At 62.9% G+C, this 14,482-nt stretch carries 11 protein-coding genes and 4 tRNA genes; 11 read left to right on the top strand and 4 right to left on the bottom strand.

What is annotated here, in order from left to right; all coding sequences use genetic code 11:
• Window positions 1–114: 114 nt before the first annotated feature.
• Window positions 115–903 carry an ATP-binding protein gene (locus G3480_RS01825; RefSeq protein WP_164651951.1) on the top strand — a complete coding sequence of 263 codons (789 nt, stop codon included), beginning with the start codon at window positions 115–117 and terminating at the stop codon, window positions 901–903.
• Between the two features lie 265 nt (window positions 904–1,168).
• On the opposite strand, the gene G3480_RS01820 is transcribed toward G3480_RS01825, so the two are convergent.
• Together G3480_RS01820 and folD are read right to left on the bottom strand one after the other, a co-directional pair.
• The gene (locus G3480_RS01820; RefSeq protein WP_164651949.1) at window positions 1,169–1,606 is read right to left on the bottom strand and encodes a PGPGW domain-containing protein; all 438 of its coding nucleotides are present in this window, start codon (window positions 1,604–1,606) and stop codon (window positions 1,169–1,171) included.
• Between the two features lie 121 nt (window positions 1,607–1,727).
• Window positions 1,728–2,585 (bottom strand): bifunctional methylenetetrahydrofolate dehydrogenase/methenyltetrahydrofolate cyclohydrolase FolD, encoded by an 858-nt coding sequence (gene folD / locus G3480_RS01815; RefSeq protein ID WP_164651947.1) that lies wholly within the window; start codon window positions 2,583–2,585, stop codon window positions 1,728–1,730.
• Window positions 2,586–2,790: 205 nt separating this feature from the next.
• Here folD and G3480_RS01810 point away from each other — a divergent pair.
• The 6 genes from G3480_RS01810 to G3480_RS01785 all read left to right on the top strand — a co-directional run bounded on the left by G3480_RS01810 (window position 2,791) and on the right by G3480_RS01785 (window position 6,588).
• Window positions 2,791–2,867, top strand: a tRNA-Pro gene (locus G3480_RS01810).
• A 57-nt stretch (window positions 2,868–2,924) separates the two neighbouring features.
• Window positions 2,925–3,001, top strand: a tRNA-Arg gene (locus tag G3480_RS01805).
• A gap of 80 nt (window positions 3,002–3,081) precedes the next feature.
• Window positions 3,082–3,157: transfer RNA gene (locus G3480_RS01800), tRNA-His, on the top strand.
• Window positions 3,158–3,226: 69 nt separating this feature from the next.
• Window positions 3,227–3,302 (top strand) — tRNA-Lys (locus G3480_RS01795).
• 542 nt (window positions 3,303–3,844) lie between these two features.
• Entirely contained in the window at window positions 3,845–5,686 is a 1,842-nt protein-coding gene (locus tag G3480_RS01790) for an AAA family ATPase (protein ID WP_164651946.1), read from the top strand.
• Window positions 5,683–6,588 (top strand): general secretion pathway protein GspB, encoded by a 906-nt coding sequence (locus tag G3480_RS01785; protein ID WP_164651945.1) that lies wholly within the window; start codon window positions 5,683–5,685, stop codon window positions 6,586–6,588. The genes G3480_RS01790 and G3480_RS01785 overlap by 4 nt, the downstream gene beginning before the upstream one ends.
• A gap of 511 nt (window positions 6,589–7,099) precedes the next feature.
• Here G3480_RS01785 and G3480_RS01780 read toward each other — a convergent pair.
• Window positions 7,100–7,588, bottom strand: coding sequence for a peptidylprolyl isomerase (locus G3480_RS01780; protein ID WP_164651943.1), 489 nt, complete (start codon window positions 7,586–7,588; stop codon window positions 7,100–7,102).
• 178 nt (window positions 7,589–7,766) lie between these two features.
• Here G3480_RS01780 and cysS point away from each other — a divergent pair, with 178 nt between their 5' ends.
• The 4 genes from cysS (at window position 7,767) to G3480_RS01760 (ending at window position 13,819) form a co-directional block, all read left to right on the top strand.
• Entirely contained in the window at window positions 7,767–9,149 is a 1,383-nt protein-coding gene (gene cysS / locus G3480_RS01775) for a cysteine--tRNA ligase (RefSeq protein ID WP_164651942.1), read from the top strand.
• 180 nt (window positions 9,150–9,329) lie between these two features.
• The gene (locus tag G3480_RS01770) at window positions 9,330–10,724 is read left to right on the top strand and encodes a PAS domain-containing sensor histidine kinase (protein ID WP_164651940.1); all 1,395 of its coding nucleotides are present in this window, start codon (window positions 9,330–9,332) and stop codon (window positions 10,722–10,724) included.
• Entirely contained in the window at window positions 10,721–11,728 is a 1,008-nt protein-coding gene (locus G3480_RS01765; protein WP_164651939.1) for an NADH-quinone oxidoreductase subunit B family protein, read from the top strand. Before G3480_RS01770 ends, G3480_RS01765 begins: the two co-directional genes overlap by 4 nt.
• Window positions 11,729–12,367: 639 nt before the next feature.
• Window positions 12,368–13,819 carry a nickel-dependent hydrogenase large subunit gene (locus G3480_RS01760; protein ID WP_164651938.1) on the top strand — a complete coding sequence of 484 codons (1,452 nt, stop codon included), beginning with the start codon at window positions 12,368–12,370 and terminating at the stop codon, window positions 13,817–13,819.
• Between the two features lie 130 nt (window positions 13,820–13,949).
• Here the strand turns inward: G3480_RS01760 and G3480_RS01755 are convergent, their stop codons facing one another.
• Window positions 13,950–14,348, bottom strand: coding sequence for a hypothetical protein (locus G3480_RS01755; RefSeq protein ID WP_240905528.1), 399 nt, complete (start codon window positions 14,346–14,348; stop codon window positions 13,950–13,952).
• Window positions 14,349–14,482: the final 134 nt, after the last annotated feature.

Below are 14,482 nucleotides of genomic sequence, written 5' to 3'. Positions count from 1 at the left end.
AGTCGGAATCGCTAATTTCTTGCGGTTCACGGCAAGCTGGATGGCCGGCAGGGTGATCTTGGTCAAATTTGTCCACACACTGTGAGGCAAGAAACTCTCGCCAGGAGGCCAGCCATGATGGCTAGCGTTCTGCGTGGCAAAGGCTCTCAGCGCATCAAAACCCAGCGGTCGTGCGCTTGGACCAAACGAGGATCAAGGCCCCCGGATCGTGTCATCAAGGAGGCCATCACCAACGCCGTGGTCCACCGCGACTATCGGATGAGCCGGGATATCCAGATCCGCATCTTCGACAACCGGATCGAGGTCGAAAGCCCTGGCCTATTTCCGGGAACCATCACCCCCTCCAATATCGGAAAGGCGGGCTCCTTTGCACGCAATCCGCTGGTCGCCCGCAATCTGCGCGAATTCCCCGAGCCGCCCAACGTCGACGCCGGTGAGGGCGTGTGCATGATGTTCGCGGAGATGCGGACCGCCAATCTGTTTCCGCCCTCCTTCGCTGAGATCCGGGAGACCGCCCAGCCATCCGTGCTCGTCACCCTCCGCAACGAGGAGCGCCCACCGATCTGGGAACAGGTCAGCGACTGGATCGACCGCCACGGCCCGTTGGCCAACAGCGACCTATGTCAGATTGCCGAAGTGGACGCCCTGAAGGCATCAAAGATGCTCAAGCGCTGGGTCGAGCAGGGCGTGTTGCTGAAGGACAACTCCGGCGGCAAGCGTCTTACCGTATATCTCAAGCCCAGCACAGCCCCATCCTCATTGGGCTGGTACGATCCATTATCCGCTGAGTTAGCCATCAACCACCCCGCCCGAGCGTCTGGCCTTGATGTCCGTGTTGAAGGCTCCCGGCGCGGGAGGTGGTATCCGCTCAGCCACCGCGCACCGACCGGCACCAGAGGTTGAGGTCCAACGCCGTCTCGAGCATGGTCTTGGTCCCGAACCAGCCATCGGCCAGGAAGCACATCCGCGCTCAGTCCTTGGCGCTGAGCACGTCCTAGCCCATCTGCGGCCGACTGCGGCCGACTGCGGTTTGGTGCGATCACGGGCGTCGGCGTAGCGACGTGTCTCGACGCTCTGCGCCTGTCACGAAAGTCGGCGTTAAGCGGATGCGCGCCTTGAGTGCTGATGCAGATGTCGCTATCCAGCGGCAGGAAGGTCTTCTGCCCGGTCAATCCGCTGTGGCAGCAGGTGCTTGCAGGGGAGGGCGACCGGCGCGGCCGCGCAGCCAATTGATGCCGCTCATGATCTTCGCGCTGCCGGCGATCCTCCGCTCGAGGGCGAACTTGCCCGGGAAGTCGCTGAGTACGAGCCCCATGAGGATCGTCAGCAGCCCTTGCCCAGGAAGCACGAGCATGAGGATTCCGGCAATGATGAGTAGCCAGCCGATGATGTTCTTGATCACCTTTATCGTCATGTAGACCAGGGGATGGTATCGGCGCAGTGGGGTGCGATGGCGGGTGGGCTCGGCGAAATAGTCTTCAGGAATCAGCGCCGCCAGAAAGGGGAGCGCCAAGATGGATAGAATGCAGAGCAGGAGCGACAGGACGCCGAGCCAAAGTAGTATGTGTTCATAATGCTCCGCCCAGGTCAATATCGCGTCGATCATGCCTCGATCCCCCTCTTGCCTCGCGGCGAGCAAAGATGCTTGGCGCCCTCCCTTACTCCATCGCGAAGGCGCCGCTTGAGTCTGTCATCACCGAGTTCGGTCGGAGTCTAGGCCGCTGTCGCTAAGTGTCGGCATGCAACTCCGCCGCTTGCAAGGTGTTTTGCAGCAGCGTGGCGATGGTCATGGGGCCGACGCCGCCGGGTACAGGTGTGATCCAAGAGGCGCGCTCGCTGCAAGCGGCGAAATCCACGTCGCCGATCAGTTTGCCGTCAGCGCCGCGATTGATGCCGACATCGATGACGATGGCGCCCTCTTTGATCCAGTCCCCTGGAATGAACGCTGGGCGGCCGATGGCTGCAACCAGGATGTCGGCGCCGCGCGCCTTGTCCGCTAGCGCCTTGGTGCGGCTGTGGCAAATCGTGATGGTGCACCTGGCTGCGAGCAACTCCAGTGCCATGGGGCGCCCAACGATGTTGGACTGGCCGATGATCACGGCGTCGAGCCCCTCCAGCGAGCGTCCCGTGCGCTCGAGCATGGTCATGACGCCTTTGGGCGTGCAGGGGCGCAGCAGCGGCATGCGCTGCACCAAGCGTCCGACGTTGTAGGGGTGGAATCCGTCGACGTCCTTGGTGGGGAGGATGCGCTCGGTGATCGCTGTCTCGTCGAGCTGCTCGGGCAAGGGGAGCTGAACCAGGATGCCGTCGATCTTGGGGTCGGCATTGAGTTGATCGATCAGGCCCTCAAGCGTCTCCTGGCTCGTCGTCGCGGCGAGTTCGTGAAGCTCTGAGTAGAAGCCGACTTCAGCGCAGGCCTTACGCTTGTTGCGCACGTAGACCTGAGAGGCGGGATTCTCGCCGACGAGCACCACGGCAAGCCCGGGCGCCCTCCCGCCGTTTGCGAGGAGATGCTCCACCTGTGTCCGAACGTCTGCGCGGATATCCGCTGCGATGGCCTTGCCGTCGAGTATTGCTGCGCTCATGTCTTACTCGCATGTCCTATAAAGAACAGCATGATAGCGAGTCGCCGCAGCGGACGGAATGCCTTGGTCGCCATGAGATCGAAGGGCCGGTCCTCCAGAAGACCCTGCACAACGGCCTTGACGTGCCCTTTCTCGCTCAGTAGACTTCGCGGTCTTCGGTTTCCGGCTACTTGTATCGAGTGGCAGCGCATGGACGATCCGAAGCCGGGGTATAGCGCAGTCTGGTAGCGCGCCTGCTTTGGGAGCAGGATGTCGGGGGTTCGAATCCCTCTACCCCGACCAATACGCCAATCAGGCAGCGTCGGCAGGCGCAACTGCGCCGCGACCGCACCCAGTTAAGCGCCCGTAGCTCAGCTGGATAGAGCAACGGCCTTCTAAGCCGTGGGTCGCAGGTTCGAGTCCTGCCGGGCGTGCCAAGCAGCGAGTTATCGTCGATTACCAGGGTTCGGCAAGTTGCGATAAGATGAGGGCAGGAAGCCCGAGTATCGGTTCTATGGTGGATGTAGCTCAGTTGGTAGAGCGCTGGATTGTGATTCCAGTGGTCGTGGGTTCGAGCCCCATCGTCCACCCCAATTTTCGACAGCGGTTGGCCGTGCAGTGGCGCGCCGAGCGTTTCAGACCAGACAACTCAGAGTCAACGCGGGCCGTTAGCTCAGCTGGTAGAGCAGTGGACTCTTAATCCATTGGTCGTAGGTTCGAATCCTACACGGCCCACCAAACAAGGCAGCCGGCTACGTCGTCAGACGTGCCGGCTTTTTTGTGGCGATGAGCAACCTGGCGGGTTTCCCCGCAGCGCGCAGCGAGGTGGTCGCAAGCGCCCGATTTGGCATGAGTTCACCTGCGATTGGAGGATCAGGCTGCTGGCCGTGGTTTGCGTCAGTCCGGTCTTTGCTTGGCTCGATCCTGGGAGGAGCGTGCCTCCGCGTTGGTGGTTGCGCTTCCTGCGCGGTTACTTGACGCTCGATTCCTGGCTGACTAATCTCCTGCTCTCCGCGCAGCAGGTCCAGTTGAGCGCAGAAGTGGCCCCGCTCGAATCATGAGGAGGGCGCGGACATTGAGCGCAGTTTTCGCGATTGCTCCATTTTCGGCGCCTTGTCGTCGTCGAGAATGACCGGGCACCGCCGCCCCGCCAGGTGATGTCTCTAAGTCTCTGTTTTCTTAGGGGCGGCGACCTTAGTCGAACTTATTGCCAAGCCCAGGTCCGCCCGGATGGAGTCTTTAGGGCTTGGCCGCGGTGACCGCCGTACCGAGCAGCCAGCGTGTATCCGAAATATTTTGGGCTCAAAGAGCCTAGCTTCTCGATTGCCCCAGATCCGCAATACCTCTTCCTGAGCGAGCAGCATAAGGAGGCGCTTGCCCACCTGCTCTATGGCGCGGGAGAAAGCGGCGGCTTCGTGCTCCTCACGGGTGAGGTCGGGACTGGCAAGACAACCGTTTGTCGCGCCTTCCTGGAGCAGCTCCCCGAGGGGGTCGAGATTGCGCTTATTCTCAACCCGGCGCAGTCGGCGAATGAACTCCTGACCAATGTCTGCGACGAGTTTCGGATTCCGCTTCCCAAGGGGAAGCTGTCCAACAAGATGCTCGTCGACCGGCTCAACGAGTATCTGCTGGAGGTTCATGCCAAGGGGCGCAGGCCGGTGCTGATCATCGACGAGGCGCAGAATCTCCTGCCTCAGGCGATGGAGCAGATCAGGCTGCTGACCAATCTGGAGACGACCAAGCATAAGCTGCTCCAGATCTTTCTGATCGGTCAGCCCGAGCTGCGGCGCATGTTGGAGCGCGATCGTCTCCGGCAACTCAACCAGCGCATTACGGCGCGCTTTCATCTCAACCCTCTGACTTTGAGGGAGGCCGGCGACTACATTCGCCATCGTGTCGCCGTGGCGGGTGTGGATCGGCCCTTGTTCTCCGCGCGTGCGATCCGCCGTATCTACAAGTTCTCTGGCGGCGTGCCGCGTCTGATCAACATCCTCTGTGATCGCGCCCTCTTGGGCACTTGCGTCACCCGTGGCTCACAGGTCACGCCAGCAATCGTCTCTGCGGCGGCGCGTGAGGTGCGCGGCGATCCCATCGACGAGACCGCTCGGTCCCCACTGCAACTTGCGCTCATCGCCCTGCTTTCTTTCGGTGTGGCCGCGGCGCTTGCGTTTGCGGCCAATTCACGTCTCGGTTTGGATCCCGGGCAACTGGTGGCTGGGTTTGTCGCGCAGGAGCCTGCTGAGGTGCTTGAGATCCCGGATGCGTCCGCTGATAGGATCGAGGTTGTCGAAGAGGCGCCAGACGCGGACGAACCCGCTGCGGGTGACAAGCCGCTGATGGACACGGCATCGGTGACTGGGGAGGGGGCTGAGCTGTCCCCAAGCCGGATCGATGAGAACAGAGGGCCGCAGCCTGGAGTCCTTGGAAGCCCCTCGCCGGCTGATGACGCTGAGGCGCCAAGGCAGGAAGCGCTGCCAGCGAGCCTTTCGGTCGAGGATCTGGCGCTGCCCAAGGCCGAGGCCATGATCTTGCTGCTCAGGCGTTGGGGGCTGCAGCTGAGCACGCTTGGCATCGGGGATCCGTGCGAGCGGATACTCACCTTCGGTCTGACCTGCGCGCAAGAGCAGGGGCGTTTGAGCCATGTCCGCTTCTTCGATCTTCCCGCGCTACTCCAGGTCACTGGGGTGGATGGCGAGGTCGGCTATGTGCCCTTGGCCAAGCTGGGGGTGACGGAGGCGGTGCTCGAGGCGCCTGATGGTGCCGAGCCTGTCGCCGTCGCTGACCTGGAGTCAGCCTGGACCGGCGACTATCTCTTGATCTGGAAACTGCCGCCAAGCGGCTCGGATCTCATTGCCATGGGCTCTTCCGGCGAAGATGTGCGCTGGCTGCGAGAACAGCTGGCAAAGGTGCCGGATTTGGGCGTGCTCAAGAGCGATTCGATGGATTTCGACGCGGCTTTGGAGAGTGCTTTGCGGGCCTTTCAGGCATCGCAGGGGCTCATGCCCGACGGCATTGCGGGGCCGCGGACCTTTATTGCGCTCGAGCACGCGGTCTCTCTGCCTGGCGTCCCGCGCTTGGGCTTGGGTGAACCCGAGGCGGAGCCTGCCGAGGGCGAGCCATGAGCTATATCCTCGAGGCGCTCAAGAAATCCCAGCAGGAGCGTGAACTCGGTCAGGTTCCCACCTTGGATGCAAGCGGGCTTTTCGTTGAGGACAAGCAGCCCGTATCACACAACTACTGGGTCTTCTTGGCCGTCGGGCTGGCTGCCTTAGCCGTGGTGATTGCGCTCTACGCGGCCTTTCGCGGTGGGCAGCAGGCAGAGCGACAGACGGACGAGGGTCCCTTGACTGCCGAGACTGCCGAGGCGCAGATGCCAGGTCTGAGCCCTGCACCCGCAGTCGTGCCGCCTGGAACTCCCCGCGCGGCATCGTCGTCCACGCCAACAATCAAAACGGTTGCTCCGCCACTGATCGAGGCGCCGCCCCCGAAGCGCGTGGCGCGGCCGATTCCGCCGGCTCCCGTTCTTCCCGCTGATATCCCTGAGCCTGACGTCCGCGAGTCTTACGAGGTCTCAGCAGGCGGTACGCCGGATTCTGCGATGGAGGAGGCGCTTCTCCGCCAGTTGCAGGCCGAACAAGACGCCCTCAGCGAGACGCGCGAATTCATCGATGAGCGGCCAGAGCAGAGTGCCATTCCGCCGGACCTGGTCCAGGATATCGAGAGCTTCAAGCAGCGGCTCCGACGTGAGAAGGGTCTTCCTCCGTCGAAACCGGAGCACAAAGGCGTCAAGATCACCGGTGACCCGACTCGACTGCGCTTGACTGCCCAGCAGCGCGCCATGGTTCCCGCCTATCTCATGACCGTGCATGTCTACGACGAAGACCCGGACAAGCGTTTCATCGTCCTGAACGCCATGAGGTACCGTGAGGGCGAGGACACGCTGGAAGGTCTGCGGGTCGAGCAGATCCTCAAGGAAGGCGCCGTGCTCAGCCATCTAGGAAATCCCTTCTACGTTGCGCGTTGAGCCTGATTGAGCACAGATGCTTGCGGCGCTAAGAAAGTGCTCATCAATTGTTTCCCGATGCGAGCGATCCTGCCCGAAATCGCCCCCTGACCCCCCCCCTTTGCGAAAGGGGGGAAGTTGCTGGCCCCCCTTTGCGAAAGGGGGGAAGTTGTTGATGGTCACTTTCTAAGGGGCTGGTTGTTGTCAAGGATGATGTCGGTGCCTCGGGTCTTGGTGGCTCATCATGAGAAGCTGTCTGGAAACTCCTAGGGAGGCTTCGCCTAAGACCGACGAGTCATGGCATCGGGATCGCTATCGGAATCGCTATCGTCGGTTCGATCCCGATCCCGATCCCGACGGCCTTGGATGGTCGGACGCTTCATCGAAATTTGACTCATCTGCGAGCATTTTGCGCCCTCAAGGATCCTAGGGGCCTCTACGATGATTTCCAGACAGCCTCTGAGACAAGCTGCCGTGAGCGGCGCGCGGGGTCTGGACCCCGTTCGCCGGGCTCATGAGGTCTCGGGACGGCTCAGTCGACAATCTCCGCCTTCTCGATAATGACGTCCTCGAGCGGGACGTCCTGGTGGCCGTTTTTGCTCCCGGTGTTGACGGCCTTGATGGACTCCACGGTCTCCATGCCCTCGACCACCTTGCCGAACACGCAATAGCCCCAGCCGTCCTGACTGGGATAGTCGAGGAAGTCGTTGTTCGACACGTTGAAGAAGAACTGAGAGGTGGCCGAGTGCGGGGCCATGGTGCGGGCCATGGCAATGGAGCCAACCACGTTCTTGAGGCCGTTCTTCGCCTCGTTCTCGATCGGGGCGCGGGTCGGTTTGGCGTTGAAGTCTGGCGTCATGCCGCCGCCTTGGATCATGAAGCCGTTGATGACGCGGTGGAAGAGCGTGCCGTCATAGTGGCCATCACGGACGTACTGCTCGAAATTGGCGCAGGTGGCGGGGGCCTTTTCCGGGTCGAGTTCGACGAGGATGTCGCCGTGATTGGTCGTGATCTTGATCATGCAATAGCTCCAAAGCGTTGAGTTGCGCCGACTCGGGCGCCTGGTCTCGTCTCGATTCCAAGTCGTCACATGGTAAGGACTTTTGCTGGGCTCGGAAAGGCGCCGCCACCCGAGGATAGCGGCCTTTGCTAAGATGTAAGGCTTCTTCACAGTCCATTCTTCGAGTCGAATCGCCCAGATGCTTCAGATCTACAATAGCCTGACCCGTCAAAAAGAGCCCTTCACACCGATCGAGCCTGGGAAGGTTCGGATGTATGTTTGCGGGATGACGGTGTACGACTATTGTCACCTGGGGCACGCGCGCGTCATGGTCGTGTTCGATGTCGTCTACCGCTACCTGCGTGAGGTTGGGTACGACGTGACCTACATTCGCAACATCACGGACATCGACGACAAGATCATCCGCCGTGCCAATGAGAACGCCGAGCCCTTCGCCGCGCTGACCGAGCGCTTCATCGCGGCCATGCACGAAGACGCCGAGGCGCTTGGTGTCCTGCCGCCGACGGACGAGCCGCGGGCGACCGCCCACATGAGCGAGATTCTCGACATGGTGCAGACCCTGGTCGAGCGCGGCTTGGCCTATGCGGCGGATAACGGCGACGTCTACTTCTCCGTGAGCCAGTTTCCAACCTACGGCAAGCTCTCCGGCAAGGATCCGCAGGATCTGCGCGCTGGCGCTCGGGTCGAGATCGGTGAGGCCAAGCGCGACCCGCTCGATTTCGCGCTCTGGAAGGCGGCCAAGCCGGACGAGCCGGCCTGGGATTCGCCCTGGGGACGCGGGCGGCCGGGTTGGCACATCGAGTGCTCCGCCATGAGCACCTGCGCCCTGGGCAATCATTTCGATCTCCACGGCGGCGGGGCGGACCTCCAGTTCCCGCATCACGAGAACGAGATTGCCCAGTCCGAGGGCGCGACCGGCGAGCCCTTCGTCAACGTCTGGATGCACAATGGATTCGTCCGCGTCAATGAGGAGAAGATGTCCAAGTCGTTGGGCAACTTTTTCACCGTGCGCGAGATCTTGCAGCGGTATCGACCGGAAGAGGTGCGTTATTTCATCCTCACCAGCCAATACCGCAGTCCGCTCAACTACGACGATGAGCACCTGCAAGGCGCACGCGGTGCGCTGACGCGCATCTACACCGCGCTGCGCGATCTGCCGCCGGCCGAGCCCGCGGGGGGCGAGTCGTTCCGGGAGCGCTTCACGGCCGCGATGGACGACGACTTCAATACGCCTGTGGCGCTGGCTGTGCTGTTCGACCTGGTTCGGGAGATCAACCGTGCTCGTGGCGAGGATCTGCAGTGCGCCGCCGCACTCGGCGCGGAGCTCAGAGAACTCGGCGGCTTGATGGGGATTCTGCAGTCCGATCCGGAGGCCTTCTTGCGTGGTGAGTCCGCATCGGATGGGCTCTCGGACGCGGAGATCGACGCCCTCATCGAGCAGCGGCGCGCGGCGCGCGCGGCGAAGGATTGGGCAGAGGCCGACCGCGTCAGAGATCAGTTGACCGAGGCTGGGATCCTCTTGGAGGACGGCGCGGCTGGCACGACCTGGCGCCGAGGCTAGTGCTTAGGTGATTGCCGGAAAGTCTCATCCCAGCTGGCGCCGGATCGGGGTTTGCCGTCAAGGAGCGCCGGCGGGAGCAGCGCCAGGCTCTGTGGGCGCCGGTGCGGCAGGGAAGGCGGGCCTCGAGACACGTCAGCGGGGATGCGCTTTGACAGAAATCGCCTAAGCGCCGGTCGTCCTATGCAAAAGCCCCATACAGAATCCAGATCCACCAAGCAGCCGTCGACGCCGGACCTCGTCGGGTCTGCCGATGCGCTCGAGCGTCACGATGACCTCTGGATCGAGGTCATCCGTAAGATGGATGAAACCTACTCCGACCTGGTGCGTTATCAGGTCGAGCTGGAGGAGAAGAACGCGGCCTTGGAGGCGGCGCACCAGTTTATCTCGAGCGTCCTCGCCTCGATGACGGATGTGCTCATCGTCTGCGACATCAACGGCCGGATCGAAGAGGTCAATCCGGCCTTGGAGTCATTGACCGGGGTCCCCGAGGAGGGGCTGATCGGTCGTCCCTTCCAATCCCTGCTCACCACCGAGTGCCTGGAACTCGCCAGCGGCTTTGCCGAGACCATCCGTAACAATGCCGTCCACGATTGCGAACTCACGCTGCGTGCCGCGCAGGAGGATGTGCCGCTTGCGGTGAATTGCTCGTCGCGCTACGACTCCCGGGGGCGCCTGGTGGGGATGGTGCTGATCGGCCGCCCGGTGGGCGAACTCCGCCGCGCCTACGAGGCCCTAAACCGGGCGCATGACGAACTCAAACAGGCCCAGAGTCAGCTCATCAGTGCGGAGAAGATGGCGTCGCTCGGGCGCTTGGTCGCTGGGGTTGCGCACGAGCTGAACAATCCCATCAGCTTCGTCTACGGCAACGTGCATGCGCTGGCGCGCTACCGCAAACGCCTGCGGACCTATTGCGACGCTGTGGATGCGTCTGACCCGCCGGAGTCTCTGACGGCGTTGAAGGCGGAGCTGCGGATCGAGCGTCTGCTCGATGACCTGGACCCATTGATTCGTGGCACGCTGGAGGGCGCCGAACGCGTTCGCGATGTCGTCCAGGATTTGCGACGCTTCTCGAGTGGTCAAAAAGGTGAGCACACGGGCTTCGATCTGGTCCATGTCATCGAGACGGCCGTGCGCTGGGTGACCAAGGGCAGTCATCCAGGCGCCCAGGTCGAGACGCAGCTGCCGGAGCGGGTTGATATCTGCGGTCATGCGGGCCAGATCCATCAAGTGGTGATGAACTTGGTGCAGAACGCGCTGGATGCGATCAAGGGTGTCGACGGGGCCCGGGTGTCTATCAGGCTTGAGACGCTGACGCATGCAGATCGCCTGGTTGCGGGTCCTGCGCAGGCTGGGTTCTCCGCCGTGCGGCTTTGTGTCGAGGATAACGGTCCTGGAATCCCGGAGCCCGACCTGCTGAAGATCTTCGATCCCTTCTTCACCACCAAGCCGGTCGGGCAGGGTACCGGGCTCGGCCTCTCCATCAGCTACGGCATCGTGGCGGATCACGGCGGCCGCTTGATGGCGGAGAATCGGGCGGAGGGTGGTGCTCGGCTCACCATGGAGCTTCCCGCATGAGTGCTCAGGTGTCGATGCTGTGGCTGCAATCCGGAGGCTGCGGTGGATGTTCCATGTCCCTGCTCTGCGCCGAGGCGCCCTTGCTGCCGGACGCCCTGGCGACAGCGAATCTCGAACTGCTATGGCACCCGTCCTTGAGCGAGGCGAGCGGCGACGAGGTCTTGGATCTGCTGGCGGCCCTGGAATCCGGGGCCGTGCCGCTGGACATCCTCTGCGTCGAGGGTGCCTTGCTGCGCGGGCCCGAAGGCTCCGGGCGCTTCCACCTGCTGGCGGGGACGGATCGCGCCATGATCGACTGGGTGCGGGCGCTGGCCGAGCGGGCTCGATTCGTCGTCGCCGTTGGCAGCTGCGCGGCCTTCGGTGGAGTGACCGCGGGCGGCCCGAACCCGACGGATGCCTGTGGGCTGCAGTTCGAAGGCGTGCACTGCGGAGGACTGCTCGGTGCCGAGTATCGCGCTGCTTCCGGACTTCCCGTGGTGAACGTGGCCGGCTGCCCGACCCATCCGAATTGGGTCTGCGAGACGCTTGTGGCCCTCGCGCTGGACGCGCTCGCCGAGACCGACCTGGACCCCTATCAGCGACCCCGGATGTTCTATGACCATTTGGTCCATCACGGTTGCCCGCGCAACGAGTTCTACGAGTATAAGGCCAGCGCTATCAGACCTTCAGACCTCGGGTGTCTCATGGAGCACCTCGGCTGCCTGGGCACCCAGGCGCACGCGGACTGCAACATGAGGCTCTGGAACGGTGAGGGCTCCTGTACGCGCGGCGGTTATGCCTGTATCAACTGCACGGCGCCAGAGTTCGAGGAGCCTGGACACGCCTTTCTGAAAACGCCCAATATCGCTGGGATTCCGATCGGCCTGCCGACCGATATGCCGAAGGCCTGGTTCGTCGCCCTGGCCTCGCTCTCCAAGGCGGCGACGCCAGAGCGTTTGAGGCGCAATGCGGAGGCGGACCATCTGGTTGTGTCCCCCTCCGTGCGTAACCCTTATCGGCGTTAATGGTGCGGGACACGCCTTCATTCAGGAAAGGTCATTTGAACGGCGACGAGCGCGAAGCGCATAAGGAGGACTCGATCATCGTCCAGTCTAAGAAAGCGTCCATCAACAACTTCCCCCCTTTCGCAAAGGGGGGCTAGGGGGGATTTCGGGCGGCATCGCTCGCATCGGGAAACAATTGATGGACACCCTCTAAGCGCGCGGTCGGTGGGAGCGGCGCCCCGCCGCGACGTCTGCGCGGTGCCGACTCAACCGACTTGGTGATGCGATGATCAACGCCCACAAAGGGTTTCAATCTCTGATCGCTCGGGCTGGATCTCGCCCCAGATTGCAGTGCCTGCGCGAGAAAAGTCGCTGTTTCGATGCCCGTCCTTGGCGCCAGTTCGCTTTCGGATCCTTGCGTCTGGGCTCATCTGTCTCTCGCTATTCGGCGCACTGCTTGGCGGCGCAAGGAGTTTGGCGAGGCCGTCGGTTGACCCGTTGCGCTCGCGCGAGGTCGAGGCGCGCGGTCCCCATGCCGACGTTTAGAGCGTGTCCATCAATTGTTTCCCGATGCGAGCGATGCCGCCCGAAATCCCCCCTAGCCCCCCTTTGCGAAAGGGGGGAAGTTGTTGATGGTCACTTTCTTAGCCCGGACCCGCGATGAGTCGTCTTGTTGTCGGTCCCTTCAACCGCGTGGAGGGTGATCTCGAGGTTCGTCTCGAGATCGATGGCGGGCAGGTCAAAGAGGCTTGGGTGATCTCTCCGCTCTATCGCGGCTTTGAGCAGATCATGCTTGGTAGGGATCCCTTGGATAGCCTGGTGATCGTGCCGCGCATTTGCGGGATCTGCTCCGTGTCGCAGTCCATGGCTGCCGTCCATGCGCTGCGCGAGGCGCAGGGTATCCAGATGCCGCCCAATGGTGAGCTTGCGACCAATCTCATGCTCGCTTGCGAGAACCTTGCCGACCATCTCACGCATTTCTATCTCTTCTTCATGCCGGACTTCGCTCGGCCCATCTATGCCCAGGAGCCCTGGTACCTCAGTGTCGCTGAGCGCTTCCGTGCCGGGTCTGGGAGTGCCGCGAAGGAGTTTCTGCAAGCGCGCGCGCAGCTCCTGCATCTCATGGGGCTGCTGGCTGGCAAGTGGCCGCACAGCCTGAGCCTTCAGCCCGGCGGCTCGACACGCGCGGTGCAGGCGCAGGAGCGCATTCGGCTTGCCATGATCCTGGCTGGGTTTCGCCGTTTTCTCGAGGCGCGGCTGTTTGGGGATGCTCTCGAGGCGATGCTTGCGCTGGATGGGATCGCGGCCCTGGAGGCTTGGAGTGACCGGACGTCGCAGGCAGGGGGTGATTTTGGGGTCTTCCTCCAGCTCGTGCGGCATCTCAGGCTCGATCGGCTTGGCTGCGCAGTCGACCGCTTCATGAGCTACGGAAACTATCAGGGCGAAGGCCGCTGCCGCTTTGCCCCTGGGCTCTGGTGCGATGGCGAGCTGTTCCCGCTGGATGCCAGTGCCATCGCCGAGGATCTGTCTCACGCCTTCTTGCTCGGCGGTTCCAAGCCGCAGCACCCGACTGCCGGCAATACGCTGCCGGTGGCCGAGAAGCCCGGGGCCTATACCTGGTGCAAGGCGCCACGGCTGGATGGTCGCGTCGTCGAGGTGGGTGCGCTGGCGCGTCAGGTCGTGGATGGTCAGCCGCTGATCAGGGAGCTGGTCGACCGCTCCGGCGGCAATGTCGCCAACCGGGTGATTGCGCGTCTCATCGAGTCGGTGCGTCTCTTGGTCGCGATGGAGGCTTGGGTGCGGGCGCTCGAGCCCGGCGAGCCCTTCTGCGTCTCAGGCCCGATGCCCCAGGAGTGTGAGGGGGTCGGTTTGGTCGAGGCCGCGCGCGGCAGCCTCGGGCACTGGCTGCGGGTGCGCAATGGGCGGATTCTGAACTACCAGATCGTGGCGCCGACCACTTGGAATTTTTCGCCGCGTGATCATCAGGGCGTGCCTGGCGTCTTGGAACAGGCGCTGGTTGGGACAGAGGTCCGAGAAGGGGAGCGCACGCCGGTCGCGGTGCAGCACATCGTGCGCTCCTTCGATCCCTGCATGGTCTGCACGGTGCATTGAGGTGAAGCCGACGCGATGCCGTGCTGGCATCGAGTCAGTTCGCGCCCCAACACCCGGGCCTCGGCGTCGCACGGGAAACGCCATCGACGCGCGTTTCCCGAAAGCCGGGGCCTGTCGTCCGAAGCCGCGCTCAGTAAACGGAGAGCGGGTCGCAGGCGCGCTGGCACTCCTGATAACGGTTCGAGCAGTAGCCATAGAGGTTCCCCGCGCATGGCCACCAGGGGTAGCCGCACTCATCTTCCCCAAGGGCAGACGCCAAGCACCAGCGATAGCCGCGGAAGGCATTGGCATAGCCCGCCTCACACTGACGGTAGTCGTAGCGTGCCTCCTCATCGCAGTTATTCTTGTCGGTGCGGCAGTCTGCGAGGCAGCTGAGTTCGACGAACTGCTGTGGTACAGGCCCGTCTGGGCTGAGCGACTTTGCGCAGCCCCCGAGCGCGAGCAGGGGGATGAGTACCCCTGCCAGGAGCGCAAGCGCGCCCTTGGTCAGCGGTGATTCGAAACGCGGTCTGCGGGTGTCTGGCCTCATCGGTTTCACTCCAATCTCGATCGGCGAATGAGGAAGCGTCTCCATGACGTCATGGCCGGGAACTTTAGCTGGAAATCGCGACAATGTGCACCTTTAATAACAAAGGACCACACGGGGGCGCGGGATCGGGGTAA

The sequence above is a fragment of the Thiorhodococcus mannitoliphagus genome (assembly GCF_010915725.1).
GTDB classification, from domain to species: domain Bacteria; phylum Pseudomonadota; class Gammaproteobacteria; order Chromatiales; family Chromatiaceae; genus Thiorhodococcus; species Thiorhodococcus mannitoliphagus.
This window is presented reverse-complemented; position numbering and strand designations above follow the sequence as displayed.